This is a genomic window from Streptomyces sp. NPDC053432 (assembly GCF_055585365.1).
Map to the genome: position 1 here is coordinate 264598 of NZ_JBVJKF010000005.1, position 14497 is coordinate 279094.

The 14497-nt window shown below is 70.4% G+C and carries 15 protein-coding genes; 7 read left to right on the forward strand and 8 right to left on the reverse strand.

Annotation, left to right across the window (positions count from 1 at the left end; genetic code table 11):
• Window positions 1–64: 64 nt before the first annotated feature.
• The 6 genes from gcvT (at window position 65) to ACZ6Y1_RS11610 (ending at window position 5921) form a co-directional block, all read left to right on the forward strand.
• A complete protein-coding gene (gene gcvT / locus ACZ6Y1_RS11585) occupies window positions 65–1180 on the forward strand; it encodes a glycine cleavage system aminomethyltransferase GcvT (RefSeq protein ID WP_469626238.1) in 1116 nt (371 codons plus the stop codon).
• Between the two features lie 102 nt (window positions 1181–1282).
• Entirely contained in the window at window positions 1283–1663 is a 381-nt protein-coding gene (gcvH, locus tag ACZ6Y1_RS11590) for a glycine cleavage system protein GcvH (protein ID WP_376657649.1), read from the forward strand.
• Window positions 1664–1678: 15 nt separating this feature from the next.
• A complete protein-coding gene (gene glyA / locus ACZ6Y1_RS11595; protein WP_469626242.1) occupies window positions 1679–2935 on the forward strand; it encodes a serine hydroxymethyltransferase in 1257 nt (418 codons plus the stop codon).
• Between the two features lie 166 nt (window positions 2936–3101).
• Window positions 3102–3776 (forward strand): hypothetical protein, encoded by a 675-nt coding sequence (locus tag ACZ6Y1_RS11600; protein ID WP_469626246.1) that lies wholly within the window; start codon window positions 3102–3104, stop codon window positions 3774–3776.
• A 139-nt stretch (window positions 3777–3915) separates the two neighbouring features.
• The gene (locus ACZ6Y1_RS11605; protein ID WP_469626249.1) at window positions 3916–5298 is read left to right on the forward strand and encodes an L-serine ammonia-lyase; all 1383 of its coding nucleotides are present in this window, start codon (window positions 3916–3918) and stop codon (window positions 5296–5298) included.
• 110 nt (window positions 5299–5408) lie between these two features.
• Window positions 5409–5921 carry an AMIN-like domain-containing (lipo)protein gene (locus tag ACZ6Y1_RS11610; RefSeq protein ID WP_469626608.1) on the forward strand — a complete coding sequence of 171 codons (513 nt, stop codon included), beginning with the start codon at window positions 5409–5411 and terminating at the stop codon, window positions 5919–5921.
• 2 nt (window positions 5922–5923) lie between these two features.
• On the opposite strand, the gene ACZ6Y1_RS11615 is transcribed toward ACZ6Y1_RS11610, so the two are convergent.
• Window positions 5924–6637: a flavodoxin family protein gene (locus ACZ6Y1_RS11615; RefSeq protein WP_469626253.1), complete on the reverse strand. Its 714-nt coding sequence runs from the start codon at window positions 6635–6637 to the stop codon at window positions 5924–5926.
• 145 nt (window positions 6638–6782) lie between these two features.
• Here ACZ6Y1_RS11615 and ACZ6Y1_RS11620 point away from each other — a divergent pair, with 145 nt between their 5' ends.
• Window positions 6783–7349, forward strand: a complete 567-nt coding sequence (locus ACZ6Y1_RS11620) for a PadR family transcriptional regulator (protein WP_469626256.1) — start codon at window positions 6783–6785, stop codon at window positions 7347–7349.
• 46 nt (window positions 7350–7395) lie between these two features.
• Here ACZ6Y1_RS11620 and ACZ6Y1_RS11625 read toward each other — a convergent pair whose 3' ends face one another.
• From ACZ6Y1_RS11625 to ACZ6Y1_RS11655, 7 genes are all read right to left on the reverse strand, one after another.
• Complete coding sequence (locus ACZ6Y1_RS11625; RefSeq protein ID WP_469626258.1) at window positions 7396–7608, reverse strand: EF-hand domain-containing protein; 213 nt, start codon at window positions 7606–7608, stop codon at window positions 7396–7398.
• 577 nt (window positions 7609–8185) lie between these two features.
• Window positions 8186–9373, reverse strand: a complete 1188-nt coding sequence (locus ACZ6Y1_RS11630) for a YncE family protein (RefSeq protein WP_469626261.1) — start codon at window positions 9371–9373, stop codon at window positions 8186–8188.
• Window positions 9370–10119 (reverse strand): polysaccharide deacetylase family protein, encoded by a 750-nt coding sequence (locus ACZ6Y1_RS11635; RefSeq protein ID WP_469626611.1) that lies wholly within the window; start codon window positions 10117–10119, stop codon window positions 9370–9372. Before ACZ6Y1_RS11635 ends, ACZ6Y1_RS11630 begins: the two co-directional genes overlap by 4 nt.
• Window positions 10120–10537: 418 nt before the next feature.
• Complete coding sequence (locus tag ACZ6Y1_RS11640) at window positions 10538–11050, reverse strand: ATP-binding protein (protein ID WP_469626264.1); 513 nt, start codon at window positions 11048–11050, stop codon at window positions 10538–10540.
• A gap of 230 nt (window positions 11051–11280) precedes the next feature.
• Window positions 11281–12048 carry an enoyl-CoA hydratase/isomerase family protein gene (locus tag ACZ6Y1_RS11645; RefSeq protein WP_376656779.1) on the reverse strand — a complete coding sequence of 256 codons (768 nt, stop codon included), beginning with the start codon at window positions 12046–12048 and terminating at the stop codon, window positions 11281–11283.
• 102 nt (window positions 12049–12150) lie between these two features.
• On the reverse strand, window positions 12151–13392 hold the full coding sequence (locus ACZ6Y1_RS11650; RefSeq protein ID WP_469626268.1) for a L,D-transpeptidase: 1242 nt from the start codon (window positions 13390–13392) through the stop codon (window positions 12151–12153).
• A gap of 122 nt (window positions 13393–13514) precedes the next feature.
• On the reverse strand, window positions 13515–14462 hold the full coding sequence (locus tag ACZ6Y1_RS11655; protein WP_469626272.1) for a L,D-transpeptidase family protein: 948 nt from the start codon (window positions 14460–14462) through the stop codon (window positions 13515–13517).
• Between the last annotated feature and the right edge of the window lie 35 nt (window positions 14463–14497).

A 14497-nucleotide genomic window follows, 5' to 3' on the forward strand; every position in this document is an offset into this window, starting at 1 on the left:
CCGATGACAGATGGGGAGGACACCTCCTCGTCATGTCATGCCCTGGGACCCGGGAGCCACACCCATGAGCACTGCCCCCCGCCTGACCGCCCTCGATGCGCTGCACCGTTCCCTCGGTGCGACCATGACCGACTTCGCGGGCTGGGACATGCCCCTGCGGTACGCCAGCGAGCGCGACGAGCACAACGCCGTCCGCACCAAGGCCGGTCTCTTCGACCTCTCCCACATGGGCGAGATCACCCTGACCGGGCCGGAGGCCGTCAAGGCCCTGGACTACGCGCTGGTCGGCAACATCTCCACCGTCGGCGTCGGCCGCGCCCGTTACACGCACATCTGCCAGGAAGACGGCGGCATCGTCGACGACCTGATCGTCTACCGCCTCGGCGAGACCGAGTACATGGTCGTCGCGAACGCCTCCAACGCCCAGGTGGTGCTGGACGCGCTCACCGAGCGCGCCGCCGGCTTCGACACCGAGGTCCGCGACGACCGCGACGCCTACGCGCTGATCGCGGTGCAGGGCCCGGAGTCCCCCGGCATCCTCGCCTCCCTCACCGACGCCGACCTGGACGGGCTGAAGTACTACGCCGGCCTGCCGGGCACCGTGGCCGGTGTGCCCGCGCTGATCGCGCGTACGGGCTACACGGGCGAGGACGGCTTCGAGCTGTTCGTCTCCCCCGAGCACGCCGTGGAGCTGTGGCAGGCGCTGACCAAGGCCGGCGAGGGCGTCGGCCTGGTCCCGGCCGGCCTGTCCTGCCGCGACACCCTGCGCCTGGAGGCGGGCATGCCGCTGTACGGGCACGAGCTGACCACCTCGCTGACCCCGTTCGACGCGGGTCTGGGCCGGGTCGTGAAGTTCGAGAAGGAGGTCGACTTCGTCGGCCGCGCCGCCCTGGAGGCCGCCGCCGAGCGCGCCGCCACGAACCCGCCGCGCAAGCTGGTCGGCCTGGTCGCCGAGGGCCGCCGCGTCCCGCGCGCCGGCTTCCCCGTCGTCGCCGACGGCCAGGTGATCGGCGAGGTCACCTCCGGCGCCCCGTCCCCGACCCTGGGCAAGCCGATCGCCATGGCGTACGTCGACGCGGCACACGCCGCGCCCGGCACCTCCGGCGTCGGCGTCGACATTCGCGGTACGCATGAGCCGTACGAGGTCGTCGCTCTGCCGTTCTACAAGCGGCAGAAGTAGTCCTTGTAGTCCGGCCTGCCGCCCGGGTGCCCCGTGCGGCGATGTCGCAGTACCCCAGACCACCGTTCGTTCCCACCCCCGCGCATCCAGGAGAATCAGGTCATGAGCACCCCCCAGCAGCTGCGTTACACCAAGGAGCACGAGTGGCTGTCGGACGTCGTTGACGGCGTCGCGACGGTCGGCATCACCGAGTTCGCCGCCAACGCGCTCGGTGACGTCGTCTACGCCCAGCTCCCCGAGGTCGGCGACACCGTCACCGAGGGCGAGACCTGTGGCGAGCTCGAGTCGACGAAGTCGGTCAGCGACCTGTACTCCCCCGTCTCCGGCGAGGTCGTCGAGGCCAACCAGGACGTCGTCGACGACCCGTCGCTGGTGAACTCCGCCCCCTTCGAGGGCGGCTGGCTGTTCAAGGTGCGCATCTCGGAGGAGCCCAAGGACGTGCTCTCCGCCGAGGAGTACGCCTCCCTCACCGCCGGTAACTGACCCCAGGGGATCCTGATGTCCGTACTGAACACCCCTCTTCACGAACTCGACCCCGACGTCGCCGCAGCCGTCGACGCCGAGCTCCTGCGCCAGCAGTCGACCCTGGAAATGATCGCGTCGGAGAACTTCGCTCCGGTCGCCGTCATGGAGGCCCAGGGCTCCGTCCTCACCAACAAGTACGCCGAGGGCTACCCCGGCCGCCGCTACTACGGCGGCTGCGAGCACGTCGACGTCGTCGAGCAGATCGCGATCGACCGGATCAAGGCGCTCTTCGGTGCCGAGGCCGCGAACGTCCAGCCGCACTCCGGTGCGCAGGCCAACGCCGCCGCGATGTTCGCGCTCCTGAAGCCGGGCGACACGATCATGGGCCTGAACCTGGCCCACGGCGGTCACCTGACCCACGGCATGAAGATCAACTTCTCCGGCAAGCTCTACAACGTGGTTCCGTACCACGTCGACGAGACCGGCCAGGTCGACATGGCCGAGGTCGAGCGCCTCGCCAAGGAGTCCAAGCCGCAGCTGATCGTCGCGGGCTGGTCCGCCTACCCGCGCCAGCTGGACTTCGCCGCCTTCCGCCGCATCGCGGACGAGGTCGGCGCGTACCTGATGGTCGACATGGCGCACTTCGCGGGCCTGGTCGCCGCGGGTCTGCACCCGAACCCGGTGCCCCACGCCCACGTCGTCACCACCACCACGCACAAGACCCTCGGCGGTCCGCGCGGCGGTGTCATCCTGTCGACGCAGGAGCTGGCCAAGAAGATCAACTCCGCCGTCTTCCCGGGCCAGCAGGGCGGTCCGCTGGAGCACGTGATCGCGGCCAAGGCCGTCTCCTTCAAGGTCGCGGCCTCGCCCGAGTTCAAGGAGCGCCAGGAGCGCACCCTGGAGGGCGCGAAGATCATCGCCGAGCGCCTGGTCCAGCCGGACGTCACCGAGGTGGGCGTGTCCGTCCTCTCCGGCGGCACCGACGTGCACCTGGTCCTGGTCGACCTGCGCAACTCCGAGCTGGACGGCCAGCAGGCCGAGGACCGGCTCCACGAGATCGGCATCACGGTCAACCGCAACGCCATCCCGAACGACCCCCGGCCCCCGATGGTCACCTCGGGTCTGCGGATCGGTACGCCGGCCCTGGCCACGCGCGGTTTCGGCGCCGAGGACTTCACCGAGGTCGCCGAGATCATCGCGGCCGCGTTGAAGCCGGTCTACGACAGCGAGGGCCTGAAGGCGCGCGTCTCCGCGCTCGCCGCGAAGTTCCCGCTGTACCCGTCGCTCTAGGCAGCGCCCTGGGAGGGCCCGGCCTTGGTTTCCACAGGGCCGGGCCCTTCTCATGACCAAAGCTCCAGGCGGATGCGGCCGATTGCCACTGAATCCACCAAAAACGGCAAATAGGGTCCGGATAAGAGCAGTACGGCATCCCCTGGCAGGACGGAAGAGGCACCTCATGGACATGAGCGCAGCCGACAAGAAGGGACTCGGTCTCTTCGCACTGGTCATGATCGGCACAGGTTCGATCTTCGGATCCGGCCGGCTCTTCGGTGCCGGTACGGCCGCTCAGGTCGCCGGTCCCGCGGCGCTCGTGGCCTGGGTCATCGGTGCGGTCTTCATCGGCGTGATCGCCATGTCCTACGCCGAGGTGGGCGCGGCCCACCCGATCCCCGGCGGCATGGCCCGCTACGGGTCCCTCTCGCACGGCCCCGTCGGCCACAGCCGGAAGACCCTGGCTCCGGTCATCCCGGCCGCCATGGTGATCTCGTACTTGATCGGTCCGGTCGCGGTGGGCGTCCTGCGCCGTACGAAGCCCGGCCCGCCCCGCCCCTTCCGTCTTCCGGCGGCGAGCATCCTGTGCCCGCCGGCCTTCGTCTTCGCGGCCTGCGCCCCGTACTGGTCGACGTGGCCGAACACCGGAATCGTCACCGCCCCGACCCTGCTGTCCGCCCCGGGCGGCGTGGACATCGCCCTGGTGGCGGCCCTGGCCCTCGGTACGTACCACCGGGCCGTGCGGGCGGGCGTGAAGGCCCACCACGCGGGCCTGCCGGGCCCCGACCCGGTCCTCGACGCCGGCACGTCCGCACCCGGCGACGTACCCGCTCCGGAGCGTGAGCTGACACCCGCCTGACCCGTCCGCGTAACGCACACCACCTCGTCCGGCGGACGAGCCGTTCACCTCACCGCGATAAGCTCGCCTGCCGGACAAAATCCGCAATACACCTCTCCTGCCCCCCTCCCACCCCACGAGCAGACAAGGGAGTCCGCCAGTGGCCATCTCCGTCTTCGACCTCTTCTCCATCGGTATCGGCCCCTCCTCCTCCCACACGGTCGGTCCGATGCGCGCGGCGCGCATGTTCGTGACGCGGCTGAAGAAGGACGGCGTACTCGCCCAGACGGCGTCGGTGCGGGCCGAGCTGTTCGGCTCCCTCGGCGCGACCGGCCACGGCCACGGCACCCCCAAGGCGGTGCTGCTGGGCCTGGAGGGCCACTCGCCGCGCACGGTGAACGTGGAGACGGCGGACGACGAGGTCGAGCGCATCCGCAGGACCGGCCGGCTGCGGCTGCTGGGCACGGAGATAGGCGCCGGCCACGAGATCGACTTCGACGAGCCGAACCAGCTGATCCTGCACCGCCGCCGCTCCCTGCCGTACCACGCGAACGGCATGACCCTCTTCGCGTACGACGCGGCCGGCGCACCCCTGCTGGAGAAGACGTACTACTCGGTCGGCGGCGGTTTCGTCGTGGACGAGGACGCGGTCGGCGAGGACCGGATCAAGCTCGACGACACGGTGCTGAAGTACCCCTTCCGCTCCGGCGACGAGATGCTGCGCCTCGCGAACGAGACCGGCCTGTCGATCTCCTCGCTGATGCTGGAGAACGAGAAGGCCTGGCGCACGGAGGAGGAGATCCGCGAGGGCCTCCTGGAGATCTGGCGCGTCATGCAGGCCTGCGTCGCGCGCGGCATGTCCCGCGAGGGCATCCTGCCGGGCGGCCTCCGGGTCAAGCGCCGGGCCGCCTCCACGGCGCGCCAGCTGCGCACCGAGGGCGACCCGATGATGCACCGCAGCGAGTGGACGACGATCTACGCGATGGCGGTCAACGAGGAGAACGCGGCGGGCGGCCGGGTCGTCACCGCGCCCACCAACGGCGCGGCCGGGGTCCTGCCTGCGGTCCTGCACTACTACATGAACTTCGTGCCGGGTGCGGACGAGGACGGCGTGGTCCGCTTCCTCCTCGCGGCCGGCGCGATCGGCATGCTCTTCAAGGAGAACGCCTCCATCTCCGGCGCCGAGGTCGGCTGCCAGGGCGAGGTGGGCTCGGCCTGCTCGATGGCGGCGGGCGCCCTCGCCGAAGTGCTGGGCGGCACCCCGGAGCAGGTGGAGAACGCGGCCGAGATCGGCATGGAGCACAACCTGGGCCTGACCTGCGACCCGGTCGGCGGCCTGGTGCAGATCCCGTGCATCGAGCGCAACGGCATGGCGGCGGTCAAGGCCGTCACCGCGGCGAAGATGGCGATGCGCGGCGACGGCAGCCACAAGGTCTCCCTCGACAAGGTCATCAAGACCATGAAGGAGACCGGCGCGGACATGAAGATCAAGTACAAGGAGACGGCCCGCGGCGGCCTCGCGGTGAACGTCATCGAGTGCTGATCCGGTAGCTCCGGCCACAGGGGACGCCGGGAGTGGAACCAAGAGTTCCGCTTCCGGCGTCCCCTGTGGTGTACCAGTCCCCGTCTCCCGTGAATCGAGGGGACGTCATGATCCACACACATCTCCGCCGGATTGTGGCCCTGGCCTCCGGCGCCCTGCTGACCGTGGGGCTCCCGCTCGCCGCTCCCGCCGCCACGGCCACCACCACCGCCACCACCACCGCCCGGACGCAGTCCGGGACCCCGCTCGTGGTCGACGCCCGCTGGGGCGGGCACCCGGCCTACGACCGGATCGTCATCGACATCCAGGGGTACGTCCCCACGGCGACCGTCACCCCCGTCCGGCGGCTGCTCCACGACGGGTCCGGCACGCCCGTGCCGCTGCCCGGCAGGTACTTCCTGGAGATCCGCCTCACCCCCGCCGCCGCCCACGACGACTCGGGCGGCAACGTCTACCACGGGCCCGTGCTGCAGCGGATCGGTCTGCCGAAGCTCAAGGGCATTGCGCTGACCGGCGACTTCGAGGGGTACGTGACCTTCGGCGCCGCCTTCGACACCCTGCCCTACTACCGCGCCTTCCCCCTGCACTCCCCGGAACGGTTCGTCGTGGACATCGCCCGCTGAACCTAGCGGTGCTCGGGGTTCGGGAAGTCGAAGCGGCAGCCGGCGTCCCACAGGGAGCGCTGGTTGCCGTGCGCCGGGATGCCTCCCGCGCCCTTGAGGAGGGCCGCGAGGTGCATCAGGTTCCAGCTCATGAAGGTGGTGTTGCGGTTGGTGAAGTCGTTCTCGGGGCCGCCCGAACCCGCGTCGAGGTAGGACGGCCCGGGACCGGCCTCGCCGATCCAGCCCGCGTCGGCCTGCGGCGGGATCGCGTAGCCGAGGTGCTGGAGGCTGTAGAGGATGTTCATGGCGCAGTGCTTGACGCCGTCCTCGTTACCGGTGACGAGCGCGCCGCCGACCCGGCCGTAATAGGCGTACTGACCGTGCTCGTTCAGGAGCGAGGAGCAGGCGTAGAGCCGCTCGATGACCTGCTTCATCACGGAGCTGTTGTCGCCGAGCCAGATCGGGCCGCAGAGCACGAGGATGTCGGCGTCCATGACCTGGCTGTAGAGCACCGGCCACTGGTCGGTCTCCCAGCCGTGTTCGGTCATGTCCGGCCACACGCCGGTCGCGATGTCGTGGTCGACGGCGCGGACGAGCGAGGTGCGCGCCCCGGCCGACTCCATGACGGCCCGGCTCTTGTCGATCAGGCCTTCGGTGTTGCTGACCTCGGGCGAGCGTTTGAGCGTGCAGTTGACGAAGAGGGCGGAAAGGTTCGAGTAGTCGGGTTCGGCAGCCACTCCCCCAGCCTTGCCGGGCCGCAGAGGCGCCGCCACCCGGGCGCAGCCGGACGGGACGGGGTCAGCGGGTCTTCCGGGTCCCGCGGGCACCGGCCGACTGCCGGCAGGCAGCCGGCCGCCCGACCGGCGTATCTAGGATGGCCGCATGTCCCTCCCGCACGCCATCCTCACCGCCCTGCTCGAGAAGCCCTCGTCGGGGCTGGAGCTGACGCGGCGGTTCGACAAGTCGATCGGGTATTTCTGGTCGGCGACGCACCAGCAGATCTACCGGGAGCTGGGCCGGCTGGAGGAGGCGGGGCTGATCCGGGAGCTGCCGAGCGAGGTGCCGCTGCGGGGGCAGAAGAAGGAGTACGAGGTGCTGCCGGCGGGCGGCGCCGAGCTCGCGCGGTGGGTCGGCGAGAGCCAGGACCCCAAGCCGATGCGCGATCCGCTGCTGCTGCGGATCCGCGCGGCGGGCGTCGTGGGCCCGCAGGGGCTCGGACCGGAGCTGCGGCGCCATCTGGAGCTGCACCAGCGGCAGTTGGCGCAGTACGAGGCCATCGAGGAGAAGGACTTCCCGCCGGGCCGCGACGCCGTGGAGGACCGGCTCCGCCGGCTCGTCCTGCACGGCGGGATCGCCCTGGAGACGTTCTGGCTCCACTGGCTGGAGGAGGCGCTGACCGAGGTCGAGTCCATGACCGGCGACGGCGGGACCGGGGGTCCGGCGGCGTGACCGCGCCCCCGCCCCGGCAGGCGGGGAGGGGGCGTGCGGTGGCGTGTTACTTGTTCAGGGAGGTCCAGAACTCGTCGAAGCTCAGCTTCTTGTCGCCGTTCAGGTCCTTGGAGGCGACGACGGCGTCGGCGACCGCCGCGGTGACGAACGCGTCGCCCATCGCCTTCATGGCAGCGCTGTACTCGTCGGCCGTGATGAAGCCGTCACCGTCGACGTCGAACTTGTCGAACGTCGCCCGTGCGCTCTCGATGTCCGCCACTGGGTCCACCCCTTCTTGGTGCTTGTTGACCGGCCCAGGGTAGCCGCCGCCCGGGGCGGGGGCCGCCGCGGGTCCCGTTCGAGCGGCGGAAAGAAATTCAATTACCTCCGGGGCAGGCGGAAGCTGTAATTCGACCCCACGATTGCGGCGCCCCCTTGTCGCGCTCCGGGATCAACGCAAATAATGGCTGCCGCCACACCAGGAGCGCGGGGCTCCCCGGGACGAGCGACACAAAGGGCGATCCATCAAATGCCGATCACAGGCGGCGCATCATCCGAGGTCCTGCCCGCCACCCGCACCGCACCTGCCGAGACATCCGGGAAGGCGGCGTCGCCCGGTGGGCCGTGTCCCGCTTCGCGCGGGTCGGCTTCGCGTACGCGCTTTCCGAGTTCCAGTCGAATTCTGCTCACCAACTGCCGCACCGGCGGATTCTGCATTGCCTGGGAACCGAGGACGAATTCCGTAAGGGCCGGGAGGAGATGGCCCTGCATTCTGTCGGGGCGCGGTCTCCGCTTCCGCCTTCCTGACCGGGGTCCCGGGAGCGGTGCGAGCTCCCGGGGTCCCTCCCGCCCGCCGGCTACCGGAAGATGCCGGTGTGGCCGAGCGAGTAGCGGCCGGGCTGCGGGTAGACGGCGAGGCCGTGCGGGCCGCTGCCCACGGGGATCCGCGCGAGCTCCTTGCCGCTCGTGGTGTCGATGGCGTAGACCTCGGAGTTGTAACGGCCGGACAGCCACAGCACCTTGCCGTCGGCCGAGACGCCGCCCATGTCGGGGCTGCCGCCGTCGGGCAGCTCCCACTTCTTGGTGAGCTTGTTCCGGGGGAAGTCGAAGACCGAGATGGAGCCCTCGCCGCGGTTGGAGACGTACATCTCCTTGGAGTCGCGGCTGACGTAGAGGCCGTGGCAGCCCTTGCCCGTGGGCAGCAGCTTGGGCGTCTCGAACTTGTCTCCGCTGAGCACCCACATGCCGTCCGCCATCATGTCGGCGACGTAGAAGGTCTTCCCGTCCGGCGAGACCTTCACGTCCTGCGGCATCGCGCCCTCGAACGGCAGCTTCTGCTGCCCGATGACCTCCATCTTCTCGGTGTCGACCTTGAGGAGCTCACCGGAGAACTCGCAGCTGACGATGAAGTAGCGGCCGTCGAGCGAGAAGTCGGCGTGGTTGACGCCGTAGCAGCTCACCGGGACCGTCTTGACCCGGTCCATGGTGTGCGGGTCGCGGAAGACCAGCTCCTTGTCCATCGAGGCCATGACGACGGCGTACTTGCCGTTGGGCGTGAAGTAGAGGTTGTACGGGTCGTGCACCTCGACCGGCTTGCCCGCCTCGCCGGTGGCCGGGTTGATCGGGGTGAGCGTGTGGCCCCGGTTGTTGTTGACCCACAGGGTCTTCATGTCCCAGGACGGGACCACGTGCTGGGGCTGGACGCCGACCGGGATGGTGTCGATGACCTGGTAGGTCGCCGGGTCGATGACGGACACCGTGTTGGAGTTGGTGTTCGGCACGTAGACGCGGGACGGGAAGTCCTTGACCACCGGGGAGAGCTTGTTCGGCCGGTCCGCCGCGTAGACGTCTTTGGGGTCGAGGACGGGCGGCATGCCGGGCAGTCCGGGCGGAATGGCGGGCACGGCCTTGACGGGCTGGGCCGGGCCCTTGGTGCCCATGGCCTCGGCGGGACCCTTGTCGGCTGATCCGCAGCCGGCCAGGGCGGCGAGGACCAGACCGGCGATCAGCACGGTGGCCTTCCGGGGAAGGCGGATGGTCGTCATGGGGTCAGCAGCTCCGTGGTGGTCACCGCGCGCAGCTTGCGGCGCGCGAGTTCTTCGAGGAGGGGAGGCATCGCGTCGACCGTGTCCGCGTAGCCGAAGTGCAGGCTCACCACCGATCCGCCGTGGATCGTGCCGGTGACGGTGCGGATGACGGCCGCGGCACCGGGCGAGGTGAAGTCGAGGGAGTCCACGTCGTACGAGAGGACGTGCGGGTACCCGGCCCGCTGGGCGAGCGTCCGGACGAGCGGGGTGGCGTACTGCGTCTGCGAGGGCCGGAACCAGGTGCCGATGGAGCCCGTGAGGCGCTTGAGGCGCTGGGCGCATCCGGTGATCTCGGCGTACGCCTCCGCCTCGGGCAGCTCGTTGATCGCGAGGTGGCGCTGGGTGTGGTTGCCGAGCTCGTGGCCGCCGTCGAGGACGCGGCGGGCCATGTCCGGGTGCTCGTCGAGCCAGGTCCCGATCGCCAGTACGGTCACCCGCGCGCCGGCCCGCTCGGCCTCGGCGAGCACCGCGCGGGCGATGGCGGGGTCCCCGTTGCCGTGGAAGGTGAGGGCGACCCGGGGGCGGTCGCGGGGACCGTGGCCGATCTCGACGGGCTGGCCGGCGAACCGGCGCGGGGCGGCCGCGGCCGCCGGCACGGGCCGGGAGGACGGTCTGGCCGGGCCCGGGGGCGGGTCGGAGGGAGCGGTGGCGGGGCGGCCCGATCCGCAGGCGGCGGTGAGGCCGGCCGTCGCCGCACCGGCCATCCCGAGAGCGGCCGCCCGCAGGGCCGCGCGGCGGCCTGGATGTGAGAGCACCTGCCCATTTAAGGGGCGGATGGGCCGAAAGGTAATGATTGACCCAATTCGGGCCATTCGCCGGAGGCCCTCCCGAGGGCCTTCCGTTCGCTATCCGGGCAACGAATCACACGTACCGTTCGATATTTATTCATCGATTGTGAGGTGAGTGGCCCACCTCACCTAGGATTCAACGCGCAAGCCTTCTGATTTGCACACTTATGTCCGAGTAAGGACTTTTGGCGTTTGAGCCCTCGTCTGCCATAGTCGAGACCACGACTTCCCCATTGACCCGAGCGAAGTCGCACTGCCGAGGATCACACCCCCTTAGATCCTCGGCACCCTCATGAAGCCCCCGCACCAGCCCCACCACGGCGAACCGGGGGCTTCAGGCGTTCTGGCGGTCGGCCACGCGCATCTCGAACCAGGTGATCTTGCCGCGTGGCAGCAGGTCGGCGCCCCAGCGGTCGGAGAGCTTGTCCACGAGGAAGAGCCCCCGGCCGGTGGTGTCCAGCTCGTGGACCGGCATCAGGCAGGGCAGCCCGCGCGAGGGGTCGCGCACCTCGACGCGGATCCAGCCGCGCCGGCGCAGCATGCGTAAGCCGAAGGAGCGGGCCCCGGTGTGCCGGACCGCGTTGCCGACGAGCTCCGAGACCAGCAGGACGGCATGCTCGGCGGTCTGCGGCGAGAGTCCCCAGAGGCGGATCACCACACACTGGGTGAGCCGGCGAGCCGTACTCGCCGACTCCGGCATGGACGGCAGCGTCACCTCGGCCTCGGCCGGATTCCCGTACGACTCCATCGCCTTGAGACCCTGTTCGTCCTCAAGAGCCGCCGTGAGCCGCACGGCCGACGCGCCACTGCGCTGCCGCGGCTGTTCCACACCCTCCAGGCCCGCCATGGACCCATCATGGACGGCGGCACCGCCCCTCCGGGCCGTTCCGCAGGAAAACACCCCCTGGATTCAACGAATCCAAGGGGGTGTCCTGTCATATGCGGCAGGCATGAAGAGGGCCGTAAAACCAGCCCTGACCTGCCGTTACACACCGCACGGAAACGATCACCGTGAGTGGATCACCGTTTCTCCTTAAGGCTGCCTTAAGGCCTGGCTAATCCACCCCCAGGGAGGATCTAGACGAACTTCGCCTTGCCCGGGCCCTCTTCGACGAAGCTGCGCATGCCGCGCTCACGGTCCTCGGTGGCGAACAGGCCCGCGAACCAGTTGCGTTCGATGGTGAGCCCGGTGTCGATGTCGGCCTCCAGACCGGCGTCCACGCACTCCTTGGCGGCGCGCAGCGCGAGCGCGGGCCCCTGGGCCAGCTTGGCGGCCCAGGCGTGCGCCTGCTCGTACACCTCGGCGGCGGGCACGACCCGGTCGACGAGGCCGAGGGCGAGCGCCTCGTCGGCCTTGACCATCCGCCCGGTGAAGATGAGGTCCTTGGCCTTGGACGGGCCGACCAGCCGGGAGAGCCGCTGGGTGCCGCCCGCGCCCGGGATCAGGCCGAGCAGGATCTCGGGCTGCCCGAGCTTGGCGTTGTCGGCGGCGATCCGGTAGTCGGCGCACAGCGCGAGCTCGCAACCGCCGCCCAGCGCGTAGCCGGTGACGGCCGCGACGACGGGCTTGGGGATGCGCGCCACCGCGGTGAAGGCGTCCTGCAGGCCGCGTGACCGGGCGACCATCGCCGCGTGGTCCATCAGCTGCATCTCCTTGATGTCCGCGCCCGCCGCGAACACCTTCTCGCCGCCGTAGAGGATGACCGCGCGGACGTCCGCCCGGTCGGTGGCCTCCACCGCGAGCTCGCGCAGCCGGTCCTGGGTGGCGATGTCCAGGGCGTTCATGGGCGGCCGGTCCAGGCGGATGGTGCCGACGCCTTCGGAGACTTCGAGAGAGATGGTCATGCGGATCAGGTTAGCCCCGGTTAACGCGAAGAGGCCCGGTGCTGTGGGTCACAGCACCGGGCCACGGGCACGGGGCCCGATTCGACTACGTACGGACGGGACCTACTTGATCCACTCCGCCCAGTCCATGTTCCAGCCGTTGAGGCCGTTGTCGGGGGCGATCTGCTTGTCCTTGGAGTTCTTCACGATGACCACGTCGCCGATCAGGGACTCGTTGAAGAACCAGGCCGCGGGCTGCTTGTCGTCGCCGGCGCCGCGGACGTCCTTCAGGCCGACGCAGCCGTGGCTGACGTTCTCCGAGCCGAAGGTGCCGGAGGAGGCCCAGTAGTTGCCGTGGACGAAGGTGCCGGAGTTCGACAGCCGCATCGCGTGCGGGACGTCGGAGATGTCGTACTCGCCGCCGAAGCCGACGGTCGCGCCGTTCATCCGGGTCACCTTGTACTTCTCGCTGATGACCATCTGCCCGTTGTAGGTGGTCGTCGACGGGGCGCCCGCGGTGATCGGGAGGTTCTTGATCACCTGGCCGTCGCGCACGACCTCCATGGTGTGCTCGCCGGCGTCGACGGTGGAGACCTGGGAGCGGCCGATCTTGAAGGAGACCGTGCGGGTCTGCTTGCCGTAGACGCCGGGGCGGCCTTCGACTCCGTCGAGGGCGATCTTCACGGTGACCTTGGTGCCCGCCGCCCAGTACTTCTCGGGGCGGAAGTCGAGACGGTCGTTGCCGAACCAGTGGCCCTCGATCTGCACGGCGGGCTCGGCCGTGACCGTGATGGCCTTCTCGACGGCCTCGGTGTTGGTGATGCCGCGGGTGAAGTTGATCGAGACGGGCATGCCCACGCCGACCTCCGCCCCGTCCTCGGGCGTGTAGTGGCCGACGAAGGTGTTCTGCGGGGTCAGGGTGGTGAAGGTGGTGTCCTTGGCGGACTCCCGGCCGGCCTCGTCCTTGGCGACCGCGTGCACCTTGTACTCGGTGGCGGCGGCCAGGTTGCGGGCGGGTTCCCAACTCGCGCCGTCGGCGGCCATCTTGCCCTCGACCGCGTTGCCCTTGGTGTCGGCGACGGTCACCGTGGCGAGCTTTCCGCCGGTGCTGGATATCTTCAGGACGCCGCTGGTGGCGACCTCCTTGGCCCCGTCCTCGGGCTGGACGCTGACCACGGCCTTGGAGGCTTCGGTGCCGGTCTTGCCGGCGCCGCCGGCCTTGTCCCCACCCGTGCCCGCGTTGTTGCCCCCGCCCCCGCCGCTGCACGCGGTGGTGAACAGCAGGGCCGCCCCCAGCAGGAGGGCCGGCAGGCCGGTGCGGGCGCGACCGCGAATCGGCTGCAGGTTCACTCGTGTTCTCCCCATGTCCCCCGCGCGCGGACAGTCGCGCGCATGTCGACAGGAAATCACATGGGGGGATCACGAAGAGAAACGGTCTTGTCACCGTTCCGTCCCAAGACGCGCCGGCCGCGCCGGCCGGTCCCGGGTCAGTCGTCGGTGCCCGGCTTGGTGCCCCAGACGTAGACGGCGTCTCCCTCGGTGAGCAGGTTCCACAGGCGTACGGCGTCGGGCTCGGCCAGGTTGACGCAGCCGCCGGAGCCGCCGTGGGCGTAAAGGTAGTCGGAACGGGCGTGGATCGCCTGGCCGCCGTCGAAGAACTGGGCGTACGGCATGGGGGCGTTGTTGTACAGCGTGGACTTGTGGTCCTTGCTGCGCCAGTAGATCTCGTGCATGCCGCGGCGGGTCTCGTCCCCGTCCCGGCCGGTGCGGATGGGGACCACCGGGAAGACGATCCGGTCGTCCTCCTGCACCCAGAGCAGCTGCCGGTCCAGGTCCACGCAGGTCACCCGGTACTCCTCGACCGGACAGTCGCCGTCGCGATTGGGATTCGGGCGGGCCGCCACGACGAGCATCGTGCGGTACGTGTCCACGCCCGCGTAGCCGTCGGCCGGGCGGAGCCCGTTCTTCCACTGGAAGGAGCGGATGGCGAGGCAGTCCGCCACGGACTCCGTGCCGTCGACCCGCAGGTGCAGATGGGCCTCCAGCTCGCGCTGGTAGGGGCCGGTGTTGGACCAGCAGGCACTGACCGGCTCGGGGCCGGCGGCCTGCGCCGCGGCGCCCTCGGCGGCCGGGGCCTGGGCCGCGTCCGCCGGGGCCTGCCCGGCCGGGGCCTGCCCGGCCCGGGTCTCCGCTGCCCGGGTCTCCGCGGCCCGGGCCTGCGCGGCCGAGGGCTCCGCGGCCCGAGTCTCCGCTGCCCGGGCCTGCGCGGCCGAGGGCTCCGCGGCCCGAGTCTCCGCTGCCCGGGCCTGCGCGGCCGGGGGCTCCGCGGCACGGGTCTCCAGAGCCGCCGTCGCCGGGGCCGGTCCCGCCAGGGCGAGTGCGGCGGCGAGCGCGGCCGCTCGGGCCGTCACGGCTGTCGTCCGGGCTGCGGCCATCGGAGCCTCCTCGGGCCCGCCGGCCGGGCCCCGCT

What these genes read in the sequence shown, in the direction of transcription:
- gcvT (WP_469626238.1), top strand. Translation starts at nt 65, where the DNA reads ATGAGCACTGCCCCCCGCCTGACCGCCCTCGATGCGCTGCACCGTTCC.
- ACZ6Y1_RS11645 (WP_376656779.1), bottom strand. Translation starts at nt 12,048, where the DNA reads ATGACCATCTCTCTCGAAGTCTCCGAAGGCGTCGGCACCATCCGCCTG.
- gcvH (WP_376657649.1), top strand. Translation starts at nt 1,283, where the DNA reads ATGAGCACCCCCCAGCAGCTGCGTTACACCAAGGAGCACGAGTGGCTG.
- ACZ6Y1_RS11630 (WP_469626261.1), bottom strand. Translation starts at nt 9,373, where the DNA reads ATGACGACCATCCGCCTTCCCCGGAAGGCCACCGTGCTGATCGCCGGT.
- ACZ6Y1_RS11640 (WP_469626264.1), bottom strand. Translation starts at nt 11,050, where the DNA reads ATGGCGGGCCTGGAGGGTGTGGAACAGCCGCGGCAGCGCAGTGGCGCG.
- ACZ6Y1_RS11620 (WP_469626256.1), top strand. Translation starts at nt 6,783, where the DNA reads ATGTCCCTCCCGCACGCCATCCTCACCGCCCTGCTCGAGAAGCCCTCG.
- ACZ6Y1_RS11655 (WP_469626272.1), bottom strand. Translation starts at nt 14,462, where the DNA reads ATGGCCGCAGCCCGGACGACAGCCGTGACGGCCCGAGCGGCCGCGCTC.
- ACZ6Y1_RS11635 (WP_469626611.1), bottom strand. Translation starts at nt 10,119, where the DNA reads ATGGCCGGTGCGGCGACGGCCGGCCTCACCGCCGCCTGCGGATCGGGC.
- ACZ6Y1_RS11600 (WP_469626246.1), top strand. Translation starts at nt 3,102, where the DNA reads ATGGACATGAGCGCAGCCGACAAGAAGGGACTCGGTCTCTTCGCACTG.
- ACZ6Y1_RS11650 (WP_469626268.1), bottom strand. Translation starts at nt 13,392, where the DNA reads ATGGGGAGAACACGAGTGAACCTGCAGCCGATTCGCGGTCGCGCCCGC.
- glyA (WP_469626242.1), top strand. Translation starts at nt 1,679, where the DNA reads ATGTCCGTACTGAACACCCCTCTTCACGAACTCGACCCCGACGTCGCC.